Genomic DNA, 18534 nt, shown 5'->3' with positions numbered 1-18534 from the left:
TGCGCTCTCTAGCCAAGAAATGATCTTTTCTGTCGGGCAGGACAATACATATATTTCAATGTCAGCTTGCATCGTTCTAATCCTTCTTTTTAATCATGTGGTAAATTCTGAGAACGCTCATTGATAAATAGCCAACGAGAGTCCATAGCACGCCGCAACCCGCAAGTATCAGTCCAAATAGCGCCATAATCTCTTGGGCAAGAGACTCGACAACAACACGATCCGCCACCATAAGCATAAGAACGCCAAAAACGAAAATTAATCCGCCTTGGATCATCTTAATAAGGGCAACTCTGGGGTTGTTGCCCAATTTCATTGCTAGTTTATGTATGGCGTTTCTCATTTGGATACTTATTTATGTTCTCTCGGGTTATTTTGCTTCGGGCTATTTTTTAGTAAAGAGATTCTCAAGTATACGGGTGTAAATTTCTGAAAGCTGGTTTAGGCTTTCGGCTTCGACGCACTCATTTATTTGATGGATGGTTGCGTTGATAGGACCAAGCTCCACGACTTGAGTACCCATTTTGGCAATAAATCGACCATCTGAAGTGCCGCCTGAGGTGGATAATTCAGGGGTGATATTAACCGTTGTTTGTACAGCGTCAACAATCGCATCAACTAATTCGCCTGGGCGAGTTAAAAAGGGGAGACCATTGTATGTCCACTCAATGTCGTAGCGTAATTTGTGTCTGTCTAAGATTTCAAGTACGCGAACTTTAATAGCATCAAAGTCTAGTTCGGAGGAAAAACGAAAATTAAACTGAGCGTTTAGTTTGCCGGGGACAACGTTAGTTGCACCTGTTCCAGAATGAATGTTTGATACTTGGAAGCTGGTTGGTGGAAAAAAGTCGTTACCATCATCCCAGTGTGCACTCGCCATTTCAGCAAGAGCTGGAGCTGCGAGGTGTATTGGGTTTTCAGCTAAGTGTGGGTAGGCGACATGGCCTTGTTTGCCGTAAACCGTTAAGTCGCCACTGAATGACCCACGGCGACCATTCTTGATAATATCGCCAAGCGTTTTAGTGCTTGAGGGTTCGCCAACAATGCACCAGTCTACTTTCTCATTTCGTTCCATAAGAGCATCCACCACACGAGTTGTGCCGTCTACAAAAGGGCCTTCCTCGTCGCTGGTGATCAAAAAAGAAATTTGCCCATCATGATCTGGATGCTTGGCTACAAAATCTTCAGCAGCAGTCACCATAGCTGCAAGGCTGCCTTTCATATCGGCAGCGCCGCGTCCGAATAACATGCCATCTATGATTGTTGGAGAGAATGGTGGTACTTTCCATTCCGTTTCTGGTCCTGTTGGTACGACATCTGTGTGTCCAGCAAAACAAAGGTTGGGTCCGGATGTTCCACGTTTTGCGTAGAAATTTTTTACTTCGCCGAAGGGCATGTATTCGATCTCAAAACCAATGTTTTTTAATCGCTCTATCATTAGATCCTGACAACCTGCGTCTTCAGGGGTGACTGACGGGCGAGAAATAAGATCTAGGGCAAGTTTTAGTGTAGGGGACAAGTCAGACATTCTTTACCTTTGTATTGGTTTTCGCTACCTTATGGAAGATTCTGTTACTATAACAGGAGATTCAAATAAAGGTGGGGTTATGAAGTTAGGTGTCGTTGTTTTTTTGGGTTTGATTTCTACTGGTTGTAGTCTTTTTGAGCCGCCTGTCATTCAGGAATCATATTTTGTCCCAGTGATCCGCTCGGATGTGTCATCTTCAGGTTATACGCCAACAGTGACACCTATGTCGTCGCCTCAGTCGAACAGAGAGAGGCCACGTATTTACACACCAGTCTTACGCTAAAGTAACTTTTGCGCGTAATCTTCTGCATTGAAGCCTAAATAAATGGATTCATTAACTATCACTAAAGGGCGCTTAATGATAGAGGGTTGAGCTATCATAGTTTGGATGGCGCTATTGTTGTCCATAGTGTTTTTTGTTTCTTCATCTAACTTGCGCCACGTGGTGCCGCGTTTATTGATGATGCTTTCCCAGCCTAGTTCTTCTACCCACGCTTTTGCGATGGCTTCGCCTACACCTTCTTTTTTATAATCATGAAAACAGTATTCTAGGTTGTTTTCATCTAACCAGCGAAAAGCTTTTTTCATGGTGTCGCAGTTTTTGATGCCAAATATTTCAATCATTTTTTTATCCCGCAATGCGCCATTTGAGGATATGTTCAAATGGCGCTCTTTGGTGGTTGGTGCTTTTTATTGATTAGTTGTGAGCGTGAAGCGCTTCGTTTAATTCAATAGCTGTTTTGTTGGTCTTGCACTCGATTGCGCCAGTTGCTGAGTTGCGACGGAACAATAGGTCGGATTGACCTGAAAGCTCGCGCGCTTTTACTGTAGAAACAACTTGATTGTTTTCATCAAGAACGGCAACTTTAGAGCCCGCTGTGATGTAAAGACCGGATTCAACGATGCAGCGATCTCCAAGGCCGATACCGATTCCGGCATTCGCGCCGATCAAGCATTTTTCGCCAACTGCGATAACGATATTACCGCCGCCAGAAAGTGTGCCCATTGTTGAGCAGCCACCACCAAGGTCGGAACCGTTACCTACAACAACGCCTGCAGAAATACGGCCTTCAACCATGCTGTTGCCAAGTGTTCCAGCATTAAAGTTTACAAAACCTTCATGCATCACGGTTGTGCCTTCAGCAAGGTGGGCGCCTAAACGAACGCGAGCGGCATCGCCAACACGAATGCCAGTTGGTACGATAAAGTTCAGCATTTTAGGGAATTTATCGACACTGAATACTTCGATTGTACGTCCTTCCATACGAGCGCTTAGTTGACGGTCTGCTAGTTCACGAACATCAATAGGGCCTTCGCTTGTCCATGCAGTGTTGATCAATAGGCCAAACATACCGTCCAGTACTGTGTTGTGAGGTTTTACTAAACGATGGGAGATAAGTTGTAGCTTTAAGTACACTTCAGCTGGATTGGTTGGTGCTTCGTCAGTGGCCAATATACAAAGGATAACAGGTTTTGTGGAGGCTTTTAAACGAGATGCCAATTCTGCTTGTTCGATGTTGCCAGCTTTTAAAAGGCTCATGTGCAAGCGATTTAAGTCGCTTTCATCTAATACCAATGTGCTGTTTCCACCTTCGTAGTTGGTGCTTTCTAAAAGTGCATCTTGCGTACTTTTTTCTACGTTTAGACTCGGTGCTGAGTAGAATACTTCTAACCAGTTGCCTTCTTTGTTCTGTGAGCCGATACCAAGACCGAACGCGAAAATTGTATTACTCATGTGATTCTCCAGCTGAGTTATCTGTCTAAAGGGGGTTACTAATAGTTTATCTGCGACTGAGGAAGTCTCTAATTCTTTTGGCTGCCTCAACGCATTCTGATTCTTCTGCAACTAGAGCCATTCGTACATGGCGGTTGCCAGGATTGACGCCTTCTACTTCACGGCCTAAATAGCTGCCAGGTAAGACTAAAACGGACTCTTCTTGATACAGTGAAGTGCAAAACTCTTCATCTGTCATGCTGAGTTCTGGCCAAAGGTAAAAGCCCGCTTCGGGCTTAGATATTGGCATAATAGGTGACAGTATTTCTAAAACCGAATCAAATTTACGTGTATAAATTTCGCGATTTTTAATTACATGTTCTTCATCATTCCATGCCGCGACCGATGCATCTTGATGGTGAATTGGCATAGCGCATCCTTGGTAGGTGCGATACAGCAAAAATGGCTTAAGGATAGATGCATCACCTGCGACAAAACCAGATCTAAGGCCTGGTAGGTTGGAGCGCTTTGATAGGGATTGGAAGATAAGGCAATGTTTATAATTTTTGTGTCCCAAAATCTCGCAAGCTTCTAATAATCCTAGTGGTGCTTTATCGCCAAAATAAATTTCGGAATAGCATTCGTCTGCCACAATGGTGAAGTTGAAGGCTTTGGCTTTTTCTATCAGGTAAGCGTATTCCTCTAGCGTGGTGATGCTGCCGCTAGGGTTGTTAGGGGAGCAAACAAACAATACTTCGCAGCGTTGCCATGTGGCGTCATCGACGAGTTGATAATCTACCTTGTAGTTTGTTTCTGAACCGCAAGGTAGGAAATACAGCTCTGCACCAGCAAGAATGCCTGCGCCTTCATAAATTTGGTAAAAAGGGTTTGGGCTGATAACAAGAGAGTTTTGTTTTTCGCCAACCAACGTTTGGGTAATGGCAAACAGTGCTTCTCTGGTTCCAGTAACGGGTAAAATCTCCGTGTCAGGATCGAGTTTTTCTAAATGAAAGCGACGCTTCGCCCATTTGCTAATGGCATCTCTAAGTGGAAGTTCGCCTTTGGTGCTTGGGTACTTGCTAACGCCGGCTAGGCTGTTGGCGAGAGTTTCAAGGACGATGGCTGGTGCATCGTGTTGCGGCTCCCCAATCGTTAATTTGATCAGTGGCTTTTCTGGGTTTGGTATCAACCCTTCTATAAGCTCTGCAAGCTTTTGGAAAGGGTATGGGTGCAAAGAATGTATAAGGGGGTTCATTGGTCTTTAGTCCATGGCTTGAGAGAAACGGTCTATTTTCTCTTTTAAAAGGGTGCAAATCTTATTCATGCTTTCTGGGTCGGTAATGAGATCGCCGTTTTCTTCAGTGATGTAAAAGGTGTCTTCTACACGTTCGCCGAGAGTGGCAATTTTCGCCTTATGAAGCATGATGTTGTTGTTCATGAAAAATTGTCCCACTAAGGCTAGCAAGCCGGGCCTGTCAGGAGCGGTTATTTCAAGAGCTGACCAGACTTCTTCTGGCTGGCTGACAAAGTGAGCAGTCGACGGGGAGTTGAAAATCTTCAGAATCCTCGGTGTGTGACGCTGAACGACACTTTCGTAAAGCGATGGTGTTTCTAGTTGCTCCATCAGTGTTTTGCGAATAAGAGTTATGCGTTCTTTGTCTAGATGTAGATTGGTGTCGCTGTCGTTGCTGTCCATGACAACAAAGCTGTCTAAGCTGTAGTTGTCTGTGGTGTGACTAATTTTAGCGTCTAGAATGGTGAGGCCAAGTTGTTCAAATGTCGCTGCAGTGACGGCAAATAGGTGTTTAGTTATTAGGGTGTAAATGAAGATTTTGCTAGCACCAGAGAAGTTTCGACCACCTAGTGGTGTGATGGCAATTAATGGCTTATCACTAGGGCGGTGGCGTAAAATGGCTTCGGTATTCCAGGCGATTTCATCGCCGTTTGAGCGAATAAAGTACTCTTCTTCAATGGTTTCCCAAATGGCTTCTGCTTCAATGATATCGACGTTGCGCTCGATGATGATTTCCAAAGCGCGTTGTTTGTGCTCGTCACTTATCATGTCAGCATCAATAGGGAAATCCAGCCCGCGGCGAAGTGCGCGTTTTGTTTCTAAATAAAGCTGACGCATTAGAGAGGCTCGCCAGCTGTTCCACATGGTTGGGTTGGTTGCGTTGATGTCAGCAACAGTAAGGATGAACAAGTGATCTAGGTGTTCTTGATCCTTGACGTAGCTGGCAAACTCCCAAATCACTTCAGGGTCAGAGATGTCTTTACGCTGTGCGGTAACTGACATGAATAGGTGGTTACGAACTAGCCAAACGACAAGATCTGTGTCTTGTTTTGACAGTCCATGGCGCTCGCAAAATGCCTGTGCATCGACGCAACCTAGCTCAGAGTGATCGCCACCTCGACCTTTGGCTATGTCGTGGTATAAACCTGCAATGTATAGTAATTCAACTTTTGCTACGTGGCGAATTGCTTGTCCTGAAATAGGGAATTTTTGTTTGAACTCTGGTAGCCAAAGGCGACGTAGGTTCTCTACTAGTTGTAGGGTGTGAGCATCAACTGTGTAAATATGAAATAAGTCGTGCTGCATTTGTCCAATGATTGCTCCGAATTCAGGTAGGTAGCGACCCAGCAAGCCTAGGTGTTTCATTGAGCGTAATATACTTGTCAGTCGATATCGGCTGGATATGATATCGAGAAACAGGTCAGTGTTTATTTTGTCGTTTCTAAAATCATCATCAATCAGGTCTAAGTTGTCGCGCAGTTGTCTCATCGTATTGGCGCGGATGCCTCTGATGTTTTCATGGGCTCCAAGCAAGACATATATTTCCAGCATGCTGGAAGGGTTGTCTTGAAATAATGTTTTGGAGCGCGCCTCAAGTTGACCGTTGGCAATCTGAAAGTGATCATTGATGACTTCAACTGTATTGATGGCGTCTTTGGTTAAAAACGACTCTTCGAAGTGTTGAAGTAACAAGTCGTTGAGTTGCTGAATGGCGGCGACACTTTGGTAATATCCCTGCATAAAGCGTTCAACGTTGCGCTTTAAATCGTCGTCGTCAAAGCCAAATAGTTTGGTTAAGGTGCGTTGGTGATCAAAAAGAAGTCGATCTTCTTTGCGTCCTGCAACCATGTGTAAAGCCCAGCGAATGCGCCATAGATGGCTTACTGCGCCTTTAAGTTGGATGTATTCATCTTCGGACAGGAAGTGTTTGTCAATTAAAGCGCTTAATCGATGTGTGTGAAGGTGGCGTTTGGCTACCCAGTCAATGACTTGCATGTCTCTTAGGCCGCCAGGGCATTCTTTTAGATTTGGCTCTAAATTGTATGCTGTGTTTTGATATTTTGCGTGACGTTGTTTTTGCTCGGCTAGTTTAGCTTGGTAAAAAGAGTGCCCATCCCACATTTGGGATATATCAACGTGTAGTTTGAGTGTGGCTAATAAGTCAATTGGCCCTATAAGTGTACGCGACTCAATCAAGTTGGTGATAATGGTAATATCTTTAGCCGCCATCTCGGAGCATTCGTCAATGGTACGCACGCTGTGACCGACATCTAGATTAATATCCCAAAGAAAAGTGATAAAAGCTTCGATTTTGTTTTTGGGTGCGGAGATTTCATTCTCCATTAGAATCAGTAGGTCAATGTCGGATTTTGGGTGTAATTCTCCGCGCCCATATCCGCCAACTGCAACAAGGCTTACATGTGATTCGCTATCTAATCCTTTTGATATCCAGGCAGCCTGCATTACTTCGTCATAAAAAGAAGATAGGCCTTTTACGAGCTTTTCTATTGGATATAAAGAGTGGAAAAGGTCGTTGAATATGGCTGTCTTTTCTTCAATGATTGCTTTGTAGCGTGAAACAGAGCACTTCGGTAGCGATAGCTCATGTTTCTCTTCCTGTGTTAATAATGGCGGAGCGTCTGGAAAAGCAGGGAAGTCCATACAAGAGCCTCGAAGAATGAATAATTGTTATAGGGTGTTTGTAATAAATTTAAAGTTGCTAAACTATTTAATTTAAAACTCGCTTCTCTTATGAAAAGCGAGTTTCTTCTGGTCTGCGGGTAAGTACTTCAACCCCATCGGCAGTGACGAGAAGGGTGTGTTCGTATTGCGCTGATAAGCGGCCGTCTTTGGTTTTGGCAATCCAGTTATCTGGACCTGTGTGCTTAACCTGTTTTTTGCCTGCGTTAATCATTGGCTCAATAGTAAGAGTCATGCCTTCTTCAAGCATGACGCCAGTGCCTGCTTTGCCGTAATGAGCGACTTGTGGTTCGCCATGGAAGGTCGTTCCCACTCCGTGGCCGCAGTACTCTTCAACTACCGTATAGTGATGTTTGTGTGCATGGGCTGAAATAGCGGCACCAATATCACCAAGGCGTGTGCCTGGTTTTACCATATCGATGGCAAGATAAAGGCATTCTTGAGTGATGGTGGCTAAGCGTTCCGCGTGTGGTAGGGCTGGGCCTGCAAAAAACATTTTGCTTGTGTCCCCATAGTAACCATCCTTAATGATGGTAATGTCAATATTGACCACATCGCCTTTCTTTAGCGCTTTGTCATTTGGGATGCCGTGACAAATAACGTCATTCACAGAAGTGCAGCATGACTTAGGGAAGCCGTGGTAATTCAATGGTGCAGGGATGGCGCCTTGAACTTCAATAATGTAGTTGTGGGCGATAATGTCGATCTGCTCTGTTGTTACGCCAGGAACCACGAACTCTTCCAGCATAACTAAAACGTCAGCGGCTAATTTGCCAGCGGTACGCATACCCTCTATATCGCTGATGTCTGTGAAGCGTGTCGATGCTGGGCGCGGAGTCCAGCTTGGTGCGTCAATTCGACCGTTTTTGGTCAGCTCTTCAACTTTTTGTAGGATTTCGTTGCTCATAATTCACATGTCTTAAAATGGTTTGTATCTATGTTGATAGTATGTTGCGGGATATTCTACATGACTTAAGCAACAGAATCGCCTCTCTAACTGAAAAAAACGTGCCTCGGGTTGCGTGTAAAAAATCCGTTCAAGTCTTTTGGTTTTGGGTTAAATGTGGTATAAAACGCCGGCTTGTTGGGCTTGTGCCTAAAATAAGTGAATTTACTTAAATCAACGATCTTGCCGCTATAAAAGAAAGTGTCTTGGGTGTCTTAGGTTGCCTTAAACCTTATTTGACTGACGCTTTTAGCTGGTAAGCACAAATAACCCAAATTTAAAGGATAGTAAAATGCCTACAGTTTCTATGCGCGACCTATTATTGGTTGGTTCACACTTCGGTCACCAAACTCGTTACTGGAACCCAAAAATGAAGCCTTTCATTTTCGGTGCTCGTAACAAGATTCATATCATTAACCTTGAACATACTGTTCCAGCTCTTAATAACGCTCTTGAGCTTGTTAAAAAAATGGCTGAAAACAAGAACAAGGTTTTGTTTGTTGGTACTAAGCGTGCTGCATCTAAAACGATTAAAGAGCAAGCTGCTCGCTCTGGTATGCCATATGTTAACCACCGTTGGTTAGGTGGCATGTTGACTAACTACAAAACAATTCGTGCATCTATCAAGCGCCTTCGTGAGCTTGAAGTTCAAATGTCCGATGGTACATTCGATAAGCTGACTAAAAAAGAAGCTTTGATGCGTACTCGTGAGCTTGAAAAATTAGAGCTTTCTATGGGTGGTATCAAGGATATGGGTGGCCTTCCTGATGTATTGTTCGTAGTTGACGTTGATCATGAACGTATTGCAATTAAAGAAGCAAACAAATTAGGTATTCCTGTTATCGGTATCGTCGATACTAACAGTAATCCAGATGGTGTTGATTACATCATCCCAGCTAACGATGATGCGATTCGCGCAGTTCAATTGTACGTTGGTGCTTTTGCTGATGCTGTTCTAGAGGGTCGTAATGCGACTGCTGGTACTGCTGACGAATTCGTTGAAGTAAGCGAAGCTACTGAAGCGTAAGCAAACTTTCTAGTTTGTTCTGGTTTCTAAAGGGAGGTGTCTTACCTCCTTTTTTAAATTTGAATTGGTATAAAGAGGATTTAACATGGCCGCAGTATCTGCAGCATTGGTAAAAGAGCTACGTGAACGTACTGGCCTAGGCATGATGGAGTGTAAAAAAGCACTTGTCGCTGCTGACGCTGACATCGAAGTGGCTATCGAAGAACTACGTAAATCAAGTGGCATGAAGGCAGCTAAAAAAGCGGGCCGTACTGCAGCGGAAGGTACGATGGTTATGCGCGTAGCAGACGATTCTTCTTACGCTATTTTAGTTGAAGTTAACTCTGAAACTGACTTCGCTTCTCGTGACGAAGGTTTTATTGCTTTCGCTAACAAGGTAGCTGACGTTGTTTTCACAACGAAAGAAACTGACATCGAAGTATTGCTTGCTGGCGAAATTGGCCAAGCACGCGAAGCTTTGGTTCAGAAGATCGGTGAGAACATCTCTCCTCGTCGTGCTGTTATCGTTGAGGGTGGCTTAGTAGGTGGTTACCTTCACGGTAACGGTCAGATCGCTGTATTGACTCAATTGGAAGGCGGTTCTGCGGAATTGGCTAAAGATGTTTCTATGCACGTTGCTGCAGTGTCTCCTCGCGTTGTTCGCGGTGAAGATATGCCTGCTGAAGTTCTTGCAAAAGAAGAAGAAATTATTCGTGCGCAGCCAGACATGGCTGGCAAGCCAGCTGAAATCGTTGATAAAATGATTGTTGGTCGTATGAAGAAGTTTTTGGCTGAAAACAGCTTGACTGAGCAGCCTTTTGTTAAGAATCCAGAAATTAAAGTTGGTCAGTTAGTTAAAGATGCTGGCGCAACTGTTACTTCTTTCATTCGCCTTGAAGTAGGTGAAGGTATTGAAGTTGCTGAAGTGGACTTTGCAGCAGAAGTAGCAGCACAACTTAGAGGTTAATTCTTTGTTGTAATGTCTTGCAAAAAAAAGGGGCAGCTTGACTGCCCCTTTTTATGAGAGATGAATGCGATGAGAGTCGGTTATATTGACCTCAGTTATTCAAGAAATAAAATCATTGCCGGAGGTTGATATGCCAAAAGAAAAGAGTCCAAAATACAAAAGAATTTTGCTTAAGCTGAGTGGCGAAGCCTTGATGGGTGATGAGTCCTTTGGTATCGATCCTAAAGTGTTGAATCGTATCGCTCTAGAAATCGGTCAGTTACGTGGTATTGGTGTTGAAGTTGGTATTGTTATTGGCGGTGGTAATCTATTTCGCGGTCAGGCGTTGAGTCAAGCTGGTATGGATCGCGTTACTGGCGACCATATGGGGATGCTAGCAACGGTAATGAATGCGCTGGCAATGCGAGATGCATTGGAGCGTGCAAATATTGCTACTCGTGTGATGTCGGCTATCACTATGACGGGCATTGTAGAGCCTTACGATAGACGTCGTGCCATGCGCTTGATGAAAGAAGGTGATGTGCTCATTTTCTCTGCTGGCACAGGTAATCCTTTCTTTACAACTGACTCTGCTGCTTGTTTGCGCGGTATTGAGATTGATGCAGATGTCGTATTGAAGGCGACTAAAGTTGACGGTGTTTATTCTGCGGACCCAATGAAAGATCCTACTGCAGTGAAATATGATACATTGGGCTACGATGAAGTTCTTGAAAAACAATTAGGTGTCATGGACTTAACTGCAATATGTTTAACCCGTGATCACGGCATGCCGATACGTGTGTTTAATATGAATAAGCCGGGAGCCTTGGTAAATATCATGGTTGGTGGCAGTGAAGGTACACTGATTAAGTGAGGAAGTTATGATTAACGAAATTCTTAAAGACGCAGAAGATCGTATGAGCAAAGCTGTTGCTTCTGTTGAGTCTGCGTTTAAAAAAATCCGTACAGGTCGTGCGCACCCTAGTATTCTAGATTCAGTGAAAGTGAACTACTACGGTTCTGAAACACCATTAAGTCAAGTGGCAAATATTACCGTAGAAGATGCGCGTACGTTGGGTGTGTCTCCTTGGGAAAATAATTTGGTTCCTGAAATTGAAAAAGCCATCATGAAATCTGATCTTGGCTTGAACCCAGCTACAAATGGTAATTTGATTCGAATTCCTATGCCTGCTTTGACTGAGGAAACTCGTAAGAACTACTTTAAGCAAGCAAAGAATGAAGCGGAAAATGGGCGTATTGCTATCCGTAACATTCGCCGTGATGCAAATGGTAGCCTTAAAGATTTAGTGAAAGAAAAAGAAATTTCTGAAGATGATGATCGTCGTGGTCAGGATCAAGTGCAAAAAATAACGGACAAGTATGTTGCTTTAATAGAAGAGCGTCTTGCTGTAAAAGAAAAAGACTTGATGGAAATTTAATGAAAAAGGCGAGCCTTGGCTCGCTTTTTTTATTGACTAGGGTAACGCTATGTCTGAATTGGATGGCGCTGATTTTGATTCAGCTGTCAGTCCAGCTCATATTGCTATCATAATGGATGGTAATAACCGCTGGGCAAAGAAAAAACACCTTCCGAGTATTGCTGGCCATACAGCAGGAGCCGCAGCTGTTCGACGAGTGGTTGAGGCTTCAGCTAAGTCTGGTGTCGAAGTGTTGACGTTGTTTGCGTTTTCTAGTGAAAACTGGAAGCGTCCAAAGCTAGAAGTGGATGGGCTGATGACATTGTTTATGCGGTCTTTGAAGAAAGAGCTTAAACGATTAAATGAACATAAGATCAGGCTTAGAGTGATAGGTGACCTTTCTGGTTTCAGTGTAGGTTTGCAAAAGCAAATCAAAAATGTTGAAGATGCTACAAAAGACAATGATCAAATGACCTTGGTGATTGCTGCAAATTATGGTGGGCGTTGGGATATTGCTCAAGCCGCGAAAGCGGTGGCTGAACAAGTTTCACAGGGAGAGCTTTCACCAGAAGATATTACAGAGGCTGTATTAGCCGAACATATGCAATTAGCTGATTTGCCTGCGCCAGATCTGCTGATTCGTACCTCTGGAGAAGAGCGTATTAGTAATTTTTTGCTTTGGCAAACGGCTTACTCCGAGTTTGTTTTTCTTCCGGTGTTGTGGCCGGATTTTGATCAAAAACATTTTGATGAGGCTATTCGGACTTATCAAAACCGTCAACGTCGTTATGGTGGTCGATAACCATGTTACTCCCTAGAATTCTTAGTGCCATCGTTATGGCTGTTTTGTTTATTTGCGCCGTGTTTGTATTAGAGGCCTCTAGTTTTATTTTGGCTATGGGGGCTGTCGTGTTCTTGGCCGGATGGGAATGGGCGCGCTTGTCTGGTGTGACGAATCATTTCGGGCGTATTTTCTTTGCAGCTCTTATTGGGGGGATCTGCTTCTTAGTCTTTCATTATGGCGTGCAAAAGGCCTTACTCAATTTAAGCCCGATATTATGGTTGCTCGCATTATATTGGGTAATGCGTTATCCAACAGAACTAATTTGGAAACATGTTTTTAGTCGTTTGCTGTTCGGTATTCTCGTGTTGGTGACCACTTGGTCTGCTTTAGTCGTGTTAAAACAATCAGACAATTTTGTTGTCTGGGTGTTGCTTCTTATGGGCTTGATCTGGGGGGCGGATTCCGGTGCCTATTTCGCAGGGAGAGCATTTGGTAAAAGAAAGCTTGCACGCTTTGTAAGCCCAGGGAAATCCTGGGAGGGTGTTATTGGTGGGGTCGTATTAACCCAGGTTGGTGTGATTATTTTTGCAACATTAAGTGATTTCACTCTTTCTAATTGGTGCGTGTTGGCTGTTATCGCGTTAATAACATCGTTTGTTTCGGTGTTAGGTGATTTGACGGAAAGTTTATTTAAGCGCCATGAGGGGGTGAAGGACTCTAGTCATCTTATTCCTGGTCATGGTGGTATTATGGATCGTGTTGATAGTTTGACTGCCGCCGCTCCTATTTATGTTTTATTGCTTAGTTTGGCAGGATGGCTTTGATGCAAGGAATCTGCTTGTTAGGTGCAACTGGGTCGATTGGTCAAAGTACCCTAGATATTATTGCTCAGCACCCAGATAAATTTGCCTTGATTAGCGCATCGGCGAATGAAAGTGTTGATAAAATGGCGGATATATGTCGTCGCTTCGAGCCTCAGCGTGTCGTAATGGGCTCGCAAAAGGCGCGAGATGAATTGGCTCAACAGTGTCAAGGTTTAGCCATCTCGTTTGAGTGGGGGGAAGATGCTTTGGATAGCATTGCCTCTGACTCTGCTGTTGATCAGGTTATGGCTGCTATCATGGGCTTTGCTGGGCTAAAGCCTACTTTGGCTGGCATACGTGCTGGTAAGCGAACACTGTTAGCTAATAAAGAGTCCTTGGTAACCGCCGGTAAGCTCTTCATGGACGAAGTAGCTCGTCATGATGTTATGCTTCTTCCTATCGATAGTGAGCACAATGCAATTTATCAGAGTCTGCCTCAAACAGCTCGTGGTGCGCATAAGCAAGACGTTGCTAAGGTGATTTTGACAGCTTCTGGAGGGCCTTTTAGAACTTGGTCTTTAAGTGAGATGGCTTCAGTTACTCCTGAACAGGCGTGTAAGCATCCAAACTGGTCCATGGGGCAAAAAATATCCATAGATTCAGCTTCCTTGATGAATAAAGGTTTAGAGTTAATTGAGGCGTGCTGGTTGTTTGATGTCACACCGGATCAGGTGGATGTTGTTGTTCATCCTGAAAGTATCATTCACTCGATGGTGTCATATCTTGATGGGTCTGTGATTGCACAGATGGGGAATCCTGATATGAAAATTCCAATAGCTTACGGCATGAGTTGGCCAAGCCGTGTCGAGACAAATGTCCCATCTTTAAATTTGATCGATATTGCTCGTTTGAATTTTGAATCTCCTGATTTGATACGTTTCCCTAATTTGAAATTGGCCGCAGATGCTTGGTTTATGGGCGGTACAGCGATGGCTGTATTGAATGCAACAAACGAAATTGCGGTAGCGGCTTTTTTGAGTCGTCAGATTGGTTTTCTTGATATTGCAAAGCTGAATGAGCGGGTATTGATGGCAGCGAATGTGGTTACTGTGAATGACCTTGATGATGTTTTCGAAGCTGATCGATATTCACGCCATTTGGCACTGGATATGATTTCTAGCGGTAATTTTTCATGATACAGAATATTCTTTCTATTGTTGTTGCTTTAGGCCTTCTCATTACTTTTCATGAATTTGGGCACTTTTTTGTTGCTCGTCGTTGTGGTGTCAAAGTGTTGCGTTTTTCTGTGGGTTTCGGAAAACCGATTTATCGTTATGTCGGTAAAACGGGAACGGAATTTACATTGGCAATGATACCTCTTGGCGGCTATGTGCGAATGCTTGATGAGCGTGAGGGTAGTGTTCCTGCGGAGTTGAGAGGCCAAGCGTTTAATACAAAGAGTGTTTGGCAGCGCATTGCTATTGTCGCAGCAGGTCCTGTTGCCAATTTTATTTTGGCAATTGTTATCTATGCAATTGTTGCTTTGCTGGGTGTTCAATCTGTTGCTCCAAAAATCGGTTTTATTGATCAAAATACTCCTGTTTCTCAAACTCAAATTAAGGCAGGAGACGAGCTTGTTTCTCTTGCTGGTGAACCGGTAGCGTCATGGGAAGATGTAAATTTAGTGCTAGCAGGCTTGATCGGTAAAACAGGAACCATTATCGTTCGTTACCAACCTGAAGGGTTGGGTTCTTTGCAGGAGGATACGGTAGAGCTAAATCGATGGTTGGTTGGCGATGAGCCAAGTAATTTGATACGAGCGTTTGGACTATCGCCATGGCAGCCTGAAGTGCTTCCTATTATTGCTCAGGTTGTTGGTGATGGCGCTGCGTCTGCAGCAGGGTTTCAAGCAGGCGATAAGATTTTAGGGATAAATGATCAGCCTGTTTCTAACTGGCAGCAAGTTGTTGCATTGGTTCAAGCAAATCCCAATAAGACGTTGAAGGTTGATGTGCAGCGCTCGCAAGATTTTTTGGAATTATTATTATTGCCTAAATCTACCGAGCAAAATGGCAAAACGATAGGATATGCTGGATTGGCAGTGGTTCCGCCAAAATGGGATGAAGATCTTATTAGAGAACGTTACTATGGTCCACTAGAAGCCCTCTCTTATGGTGTTGCACAGACCTCTAAGATGGTATCTTTAACAGTTTCTTCTATCGGGAAGATGTTACAGGGATTGATTTCTGTTGATAATCTATCTGGACCGATAACGATTGCAAAAGTGGCGAGTGCGTCAGCAGATTCAGGTTTGCAATCTTTTTTGAAATTTATGGCTTACCTCAGTGTTAGTTTGGGGGTACTTAATTTGTTGCCTATTCCAATGTTAGATGGTGGGCATTTGTTATTTTTTGGCATTGAAGCTATTCGTCGAAAGCCTGTCTCTGAGAAAATCCAGAGTATGGCTTATCGAGTTGGTGCTTCTCTTTTATTTGCTCTAATGGCTGTTGCCATTTTTAATGATATTGCCCGCTTGTAGAGAGGTATATGTGAAAGTCGTTTCAGCAGTATTTTTGGCTTTAATAAGCGTGCAGAGTTTTGCAAAAACGGTAGAGGACGTGCGAATTGATGGCTTAGTACAAATGCCATCAGCTAGAGCATTTGATGTTATAGGCTTTGATAAAAGTGAGTCCTATGACTCCAATAAAGTGTATCAAGCGATTAACTCTCTTTTTAATACGGGTTACTTTAGTAACATCGATGTTTATGAAGATAATGACGTCTTGGTTTTTGATGTTGAAGAGCGGCCTTCAATTGGTAATTTGACGATTGAAGGTAACGATCTCATTAAAACCGAAGATTTAGAACGAGGTTTGAAGCTGTCAGGTTTGGAGGTTGGTGAGATATATAAGCCAGAAACTCTAAATCAGATAGTACAAGAGTTGCAGCGTCAGTATTACGCTTTGGGGCGTTACAGTGCGAAGGTCGATATTTCTATTGAAGATATGCCGCGTAACCGAACTGGAATTGTGATTAATATTGATGAGGGTGATACCGCTAAAATTGTTCATATCAATATTGTTGGCAATAAAGATTTTGACGAAGAAACATTAACCAAAGATTTCGAATCTGCTGAAACTGGCTCATGGAATCCCTTCAGTTCGGCTGATGAGTATGCTAAGGCTAAAATTGAAGGGGATATTAACACTCTAAAAAGCTTTTATATGGATAAGGGCTATTTAGATTTTAATGTGGTTTCAAGTCAAGTGAGTTTGTCACCAGATAAACGTGATGTTTATATCGTTATTAACGTCGATGAAGGTAAACCTTATAGTATTAATGACGTTACTTTGAGTGGCAGTTTGCCTATTGCTGAAGATCGTGTTTGGAAGCAAATCACTCAGAAAAAAGGCGACGTTTTTTCTCGTAGTGAAGTGACAAAAATTATTGAAGGTATTTCGACTGAGTTAGGTGATGATGGTTATTTGTTCACTAACGTAAATGTTATTCCTGAGAAGCTAGATAACCATACTGTTAATCTTAGTTATCAAATAGCACCAGGACCTAAGGTCTATGTGCGTCGCATCACTTTCAGTGGAAATAGTGAAACACAAGATGAAGTGTTGCGCCGTGAAATGACGCAATTCGAAGGGGCTTTAGCAACGCACTCTAAAATCCAATCATCTAAGCGTCGTATTGAGCGACTTGGTTTCTTTGGTAGTGTTGATTTACGTACACGACCTGTGGCGGGAACGTCTGATCAGGTTGACCTTGATGTTGTAGTGCAGGAGCAAGCATCAGGCAGTATTCAAGCTAGTATTGGTTATTCACAAGAAGATGGTACGGTGCTTGGTTTTGGTATTTCGAAGCGTAACTTTTTAGGAACAGGTAATAAGCTGTCTTTTAATGCGCAACGTACCAATCAAACGCAAGATTATTCTGTTAGCTACGATAATCCATACTTTACTGTAGATGGCGTGAGTCGTGGTTTCCAGCTTTTCTATAAAACTAGTGATCATGCCGACGATGATGTGGAAGATTACGATCTAGACGAAATTGGTGCAGGGGTTAGTTACGGTTATCCGATTTCTGATACTCAGCGTCTATCGTTCGGTATGACTGTAAAAGAAAGTACGGTGAAATTGGGTTATGACCCATCCAATGAAACAAAAGACTATGTGGATAATCAAGGTGATAACTATGATGACGTTATTGCAAGTCTAACTTGGAGTGATAGCGATTTGGTTGGTGGTGTATTACCGACAAATGGTTATTCAACAAAAGCTACATTAGAAGTTGCCTTGCCTGTTGGTGATCAGCAATACACTAAATTAGGTCTAACTTCTCAGCGTTTTTGGAATTTGAATGGCTCAGATTTGTGGTTGTTCCATTTGAAAGGGCGCTTAGGTTACGGTAAAGGCTATGGGGATACTGATACCCTTCCTTTCTTTGAAAACTATTTTGCTGGTGGGTCTTATTCCGTACGAGGGTATGGTGCTTCATCCTTGGGGCCTAAAAACTCTTATGATGCCGGGTCGAGCAATAGTACTTCTGCACTAGGTGGTAATATTCTGATGACAGCGTCGGCTGAGCTTATTTTCCCATTGCCTATGGTGGAGGATCATAAGTCTGTAAGAACCGCTTTATTCTTGGATGGTGGTAACGTATTTACTGATACTTGTCTTGCCGGTAATAGTGAGTGTAATGAAGGTATAGATCCCGCTGAGCTACGTTATAGTGTTGGTTTAAGTTGGACATGGATTACACCGATTGCACCTCTGTCATTTAACTTTGCACGTCCTTTGAATTCAAGAAGTGGCGATAAAACAGATTTCTTCCAGTTCCAATTAGGAACGACTTTTTAATTTGAAAAGTACTATGTAATAGGATTTTAAAAATGAAAAAACTCATAACTGTGATTTTTACTCTATGCTTTATTGGTAGTGTGCAAGCAACCGAAGTTGCTGTGGTTGATTTCAGAGCGGCTCTGTTACAAAGTAATGCTGGTCAAGAAGCGGCCAAAGAGCCTAAGAAAAAAGTGGCCGAGATGGATGCTCGCTTGAAGAAAGAGCAAGAAGATCTTGAGGCATCAGCAAAAGATTTGAAGCGTGATGAATTAACATTGTCTGAGGATGAATTCAAAAAACGTCGTCAGCAATTAGGTGAGCGCCAAAATCAAGTTCGAGCAATGGCTGCAAATATGCAGCGTCAGGCTAAAGAGTTAGAACAACAATTAATACAATCTTTGACGCCCAAAGGTGAAGCCGCTCTAAAGTCTTTGATTGAAGAGCGTAAATTAGAATTGGTACTAAATAGACAGTTAAGTTTGTATGCGGACGCAAATGCGGATATTACAGATGAATTAGTAAAACGTATTAATAAGGATAATTAATCT

General features: G+C 43.1%; 18 protein-coding genes. 11 read left to right on the top strand and 7 right to left on the bottom strand.

Going from position 1 to position 18534, the window contains the following annotated elements; genetic code table 11:
• Positions 1-76: 76 nt before the first annotated feature.
• Both KPL72_RS06675 and dapE read right to left on the bottom strand, forming a co-directional pair.
• Positions 77-343 carry a hypothetical protein gene (locus KPL72_RS06675; protein WP_212918066.1) on the bottom strand — a complete coding sequence of 89 codons (267 nt, stop codon included), beginning with the start codon at positions 341-343 and terminating at the stop codon, positions 77-79.
• Between the two features lie 42 nt (positions 344-385).
• Positions 386-1528 (bottom strand): succinyl-diaminopimelate desuccinylase, encoded by a 1143-nt coding sequence (gene dapE / locus KPL72_RS06670; protein ID WP_219702259.1) that lies wholly within the window; start codon positions 1526-1528, stop codon positions 386-388.
• Between the two features lie 79 nt (positions 1529-1607).
• Here dapE and KPL72_RS06665 point away from each other — a divergent pair, with 79 nt between their 5' ends.
• On the top strand, positions 1608-1811 hold the full coding sequence (locus KPL72_RS06665) for a hypothetical protein (RefSeq protein WP_212918068.1): 204 nt from the start codon (positions 1608-1610) through the stop codon (positions 1809-1811).
• Here the strand turns inward: KPL72_RS06665 and KPL72_RS06660 are convergent.
• The 5 genes from KPL72_RS06660 to map all read right to left on the bottom strand — a co-directional run bounded on the left by KPL72_RS06660 (position 1808) and on the right by map (position 8143).
• Positions 1808-2191: an ArsC family reductase gene (locus KPL72_RS06660; protein ID WP_346729498.1), complete on the bottom strand. Its 384-nt coding sequence runs from the start codon at positions 2189-2191 to the stop codon at positions 1808-1810. The genes KPL72_RS06665 and KPL72_RS06660 overlap by 4 nt on opposite strands.
• Positions 2192-2225: 34 nt before the next feature.
• The gene (gene dapD / locus KPL72_RS06655; RefSeq protein WP_212918070.1) at positions 2226-3263 is read right to left on the bottom strand and encodes a 2,3,4,5-tetrahydropyridine-2,6-dicarboxylate N-succinyltransferase; all 1038 of its coding nucleotides are present in this window, start codon (positions 3261-3263) and stop codon (positions 2226-2228) included.
• A gap of 46 nt (positions 3264-3309) precedes the next feature.
• Positions 3310-4497, bottom strand: coding sequence for a succinyldiaminopimelate transaminase (gene dapC, locus KPL72_RS06650; RefSeq protein ID WP_219702258.1), 1188 nt, complete (start codon positions 4495-4497; stop codon positions 3310-3312).
• A gap of 6 nt (positions 4498-4503) precedes the next feature.
• Positions 4504-7197: a [protein-PII] uridylyltransferase gene (gene glnD, locus KPL72_RS06645; protein ID WP_219702257.1), complete on the bottom strand. Its 2694-nt coding sequence runs from the start codon at positions 7195-7197 to the stop codon at positions 4504-4506.
• Between the two features lie 88 nt (positions 7198-7285).
• Positions 7286-8143: a type I methionyl aminopeptidase gene (gene map, locus KPL72_RS06640; protein ID WP_212918073.1), complete on the bottom strand. Its 858-nt coding sequence runs from the start codon at positions 8141-8143 to the stop codon at positions 7286-7288.
• 331 nt (positions 8144-8474) lie between these two features.
• On the opposite strand from map, the gene rpsB reads away from it, so the two are divergent.
• From rpsB to KPL72_RS06590, 10 genes are all read left to right on the top strand, one after another.
• The gene (gene rpsB / locus KPL72_RS06635; protein ID WP_072839633.1) at positions 8475-9209 is read left to right on the top strand and encodes a 30S ribosomal protein S2; all 735 of its coding nucleotides are present in this window, start codon (positions 8475-8477) and stop codon (positions 9207-9209) included.
• A gap of 85 nt (positions 9210-9294) precedes the next feature.
• The gene (gene tsf / locus KPL72_RS06630; RefSeq protein WP_212918074.1) at positions 9295-10155 is read left to right on the top strand and encodes a translation elongation factor Ts; all 861 of its coding nucleotides are present in this window, start codon (positions 9295-9297) and stop codon (positions 10153-10155) included.
• Positions 10156-10285: 130 nt separating this feature from the next.
• Entirely contained in the window at positions 10286-11008 is a 723-nt protein-coding gene (gene pyrH, locus KPL72_RS06625; RefSeq protein ID WP_212918075.1) for a UMP kinase, read from the top strand.
• Between the two features lie 7 nt (positions 11009-11015).
• The gene (gene frr, locus KPL72_RS06620) at positions 11016-11573 is read left to right on the top strand and encodes a ribosome recycling factor (protein ID WP_212918076.1); all 558 of its coding nucleotides are present in this window, start codon (positions 11016-11018) and stop codon (positions 11571-11573) included.
• Between the two features lie 49 nt (positions 11574-11622).
• On the top strand, positions 11623-12354 hold the full coding sequence (gene uppS / locus KPL72_RS06615; protein ID WP_219702256.1) for a polyprenyl diphosphate synthase: 732 nt from the start codon (positions 11623-11625) through the stop codon (positions 12352-12354).
• Between the two features lie 2 nt (positions 12355-12356).
• Positions 12357-13160, top strand: coding sequence for a phosphatidate cytidylyltransferase (locus KPL72_RS06610; protein ID WP_219702255.1), 804 nt, complete (start codon positions 12357-12359; stop codon positions 13158-13160).
• Positions 13160-14335 (top strand): 1-deoxy-D-xylulose-5-phosphate reductoisomerase, encoded by a 1176-nt coding sequence (gene ispC, locus KPL72_RS06605; protein WP_219702254.1) that lies wholly within the window; start codon positions 13160-13162, stop codon positions 14333-14335. The genes KPL72_RS06610 and ispC overlap by 1 nt, the downstream gene beginning before the upstream one ends.
• Positions 14332-15678 carry an RIP metalloprotease RseP gene (gene rseP, locus KPL72_RS06600; protein ID WP_219702253.1) on the top strand — a complete coding sequence of 449 codons (1347 nt, stop codon included), beginning with the start codon at positions 14332-14334 and terminating at the stop codon, positions 15676-15678. Before ispC ends, rseP begins: the two co-directional genes overlap by 4 nt.
• Before the next feature lie 10 nt (positions 15679-15688).
• Positions 15689-18004 (top strand): outer membrane protein assembly factor BamA, encoded by a 2316-nt coding sequence (bamA, locus tag KPL72_RS06595; protein WP_346729497.1) that lies wholly within the window; start codon positions 15689-15691, stop codon positions 18002-18004.
• A gap of 32 nt (positions 18005-18036) precedes the next feature.
• Entirely contained in the window at positions 18037-18531 is a 495-nt protein-coding gene (locus tag KPL72_RS06590; protein WP_212918082.1) for an OmpH/Skp family outer membrane protein, read from the top strand.
• Positions 18532-18534: the final 3 nt, after the last annotated feature.

It is taken from the genome of Marinomonas lutimaris (assembly GCF_019426345.1).
Classification (GTDB): Bacteria; Pseudomonadota; Gammaproteobacteria; order Pseudomonadales; family Marinomonadaceae; genus Marinomonas; species Marinomonas lutimaris.
The sequence above is the reverse complement of the archived record's forward strand: the minus strand, read 5'-3'. Positions and strand labels throughout refer to the sequence as shown.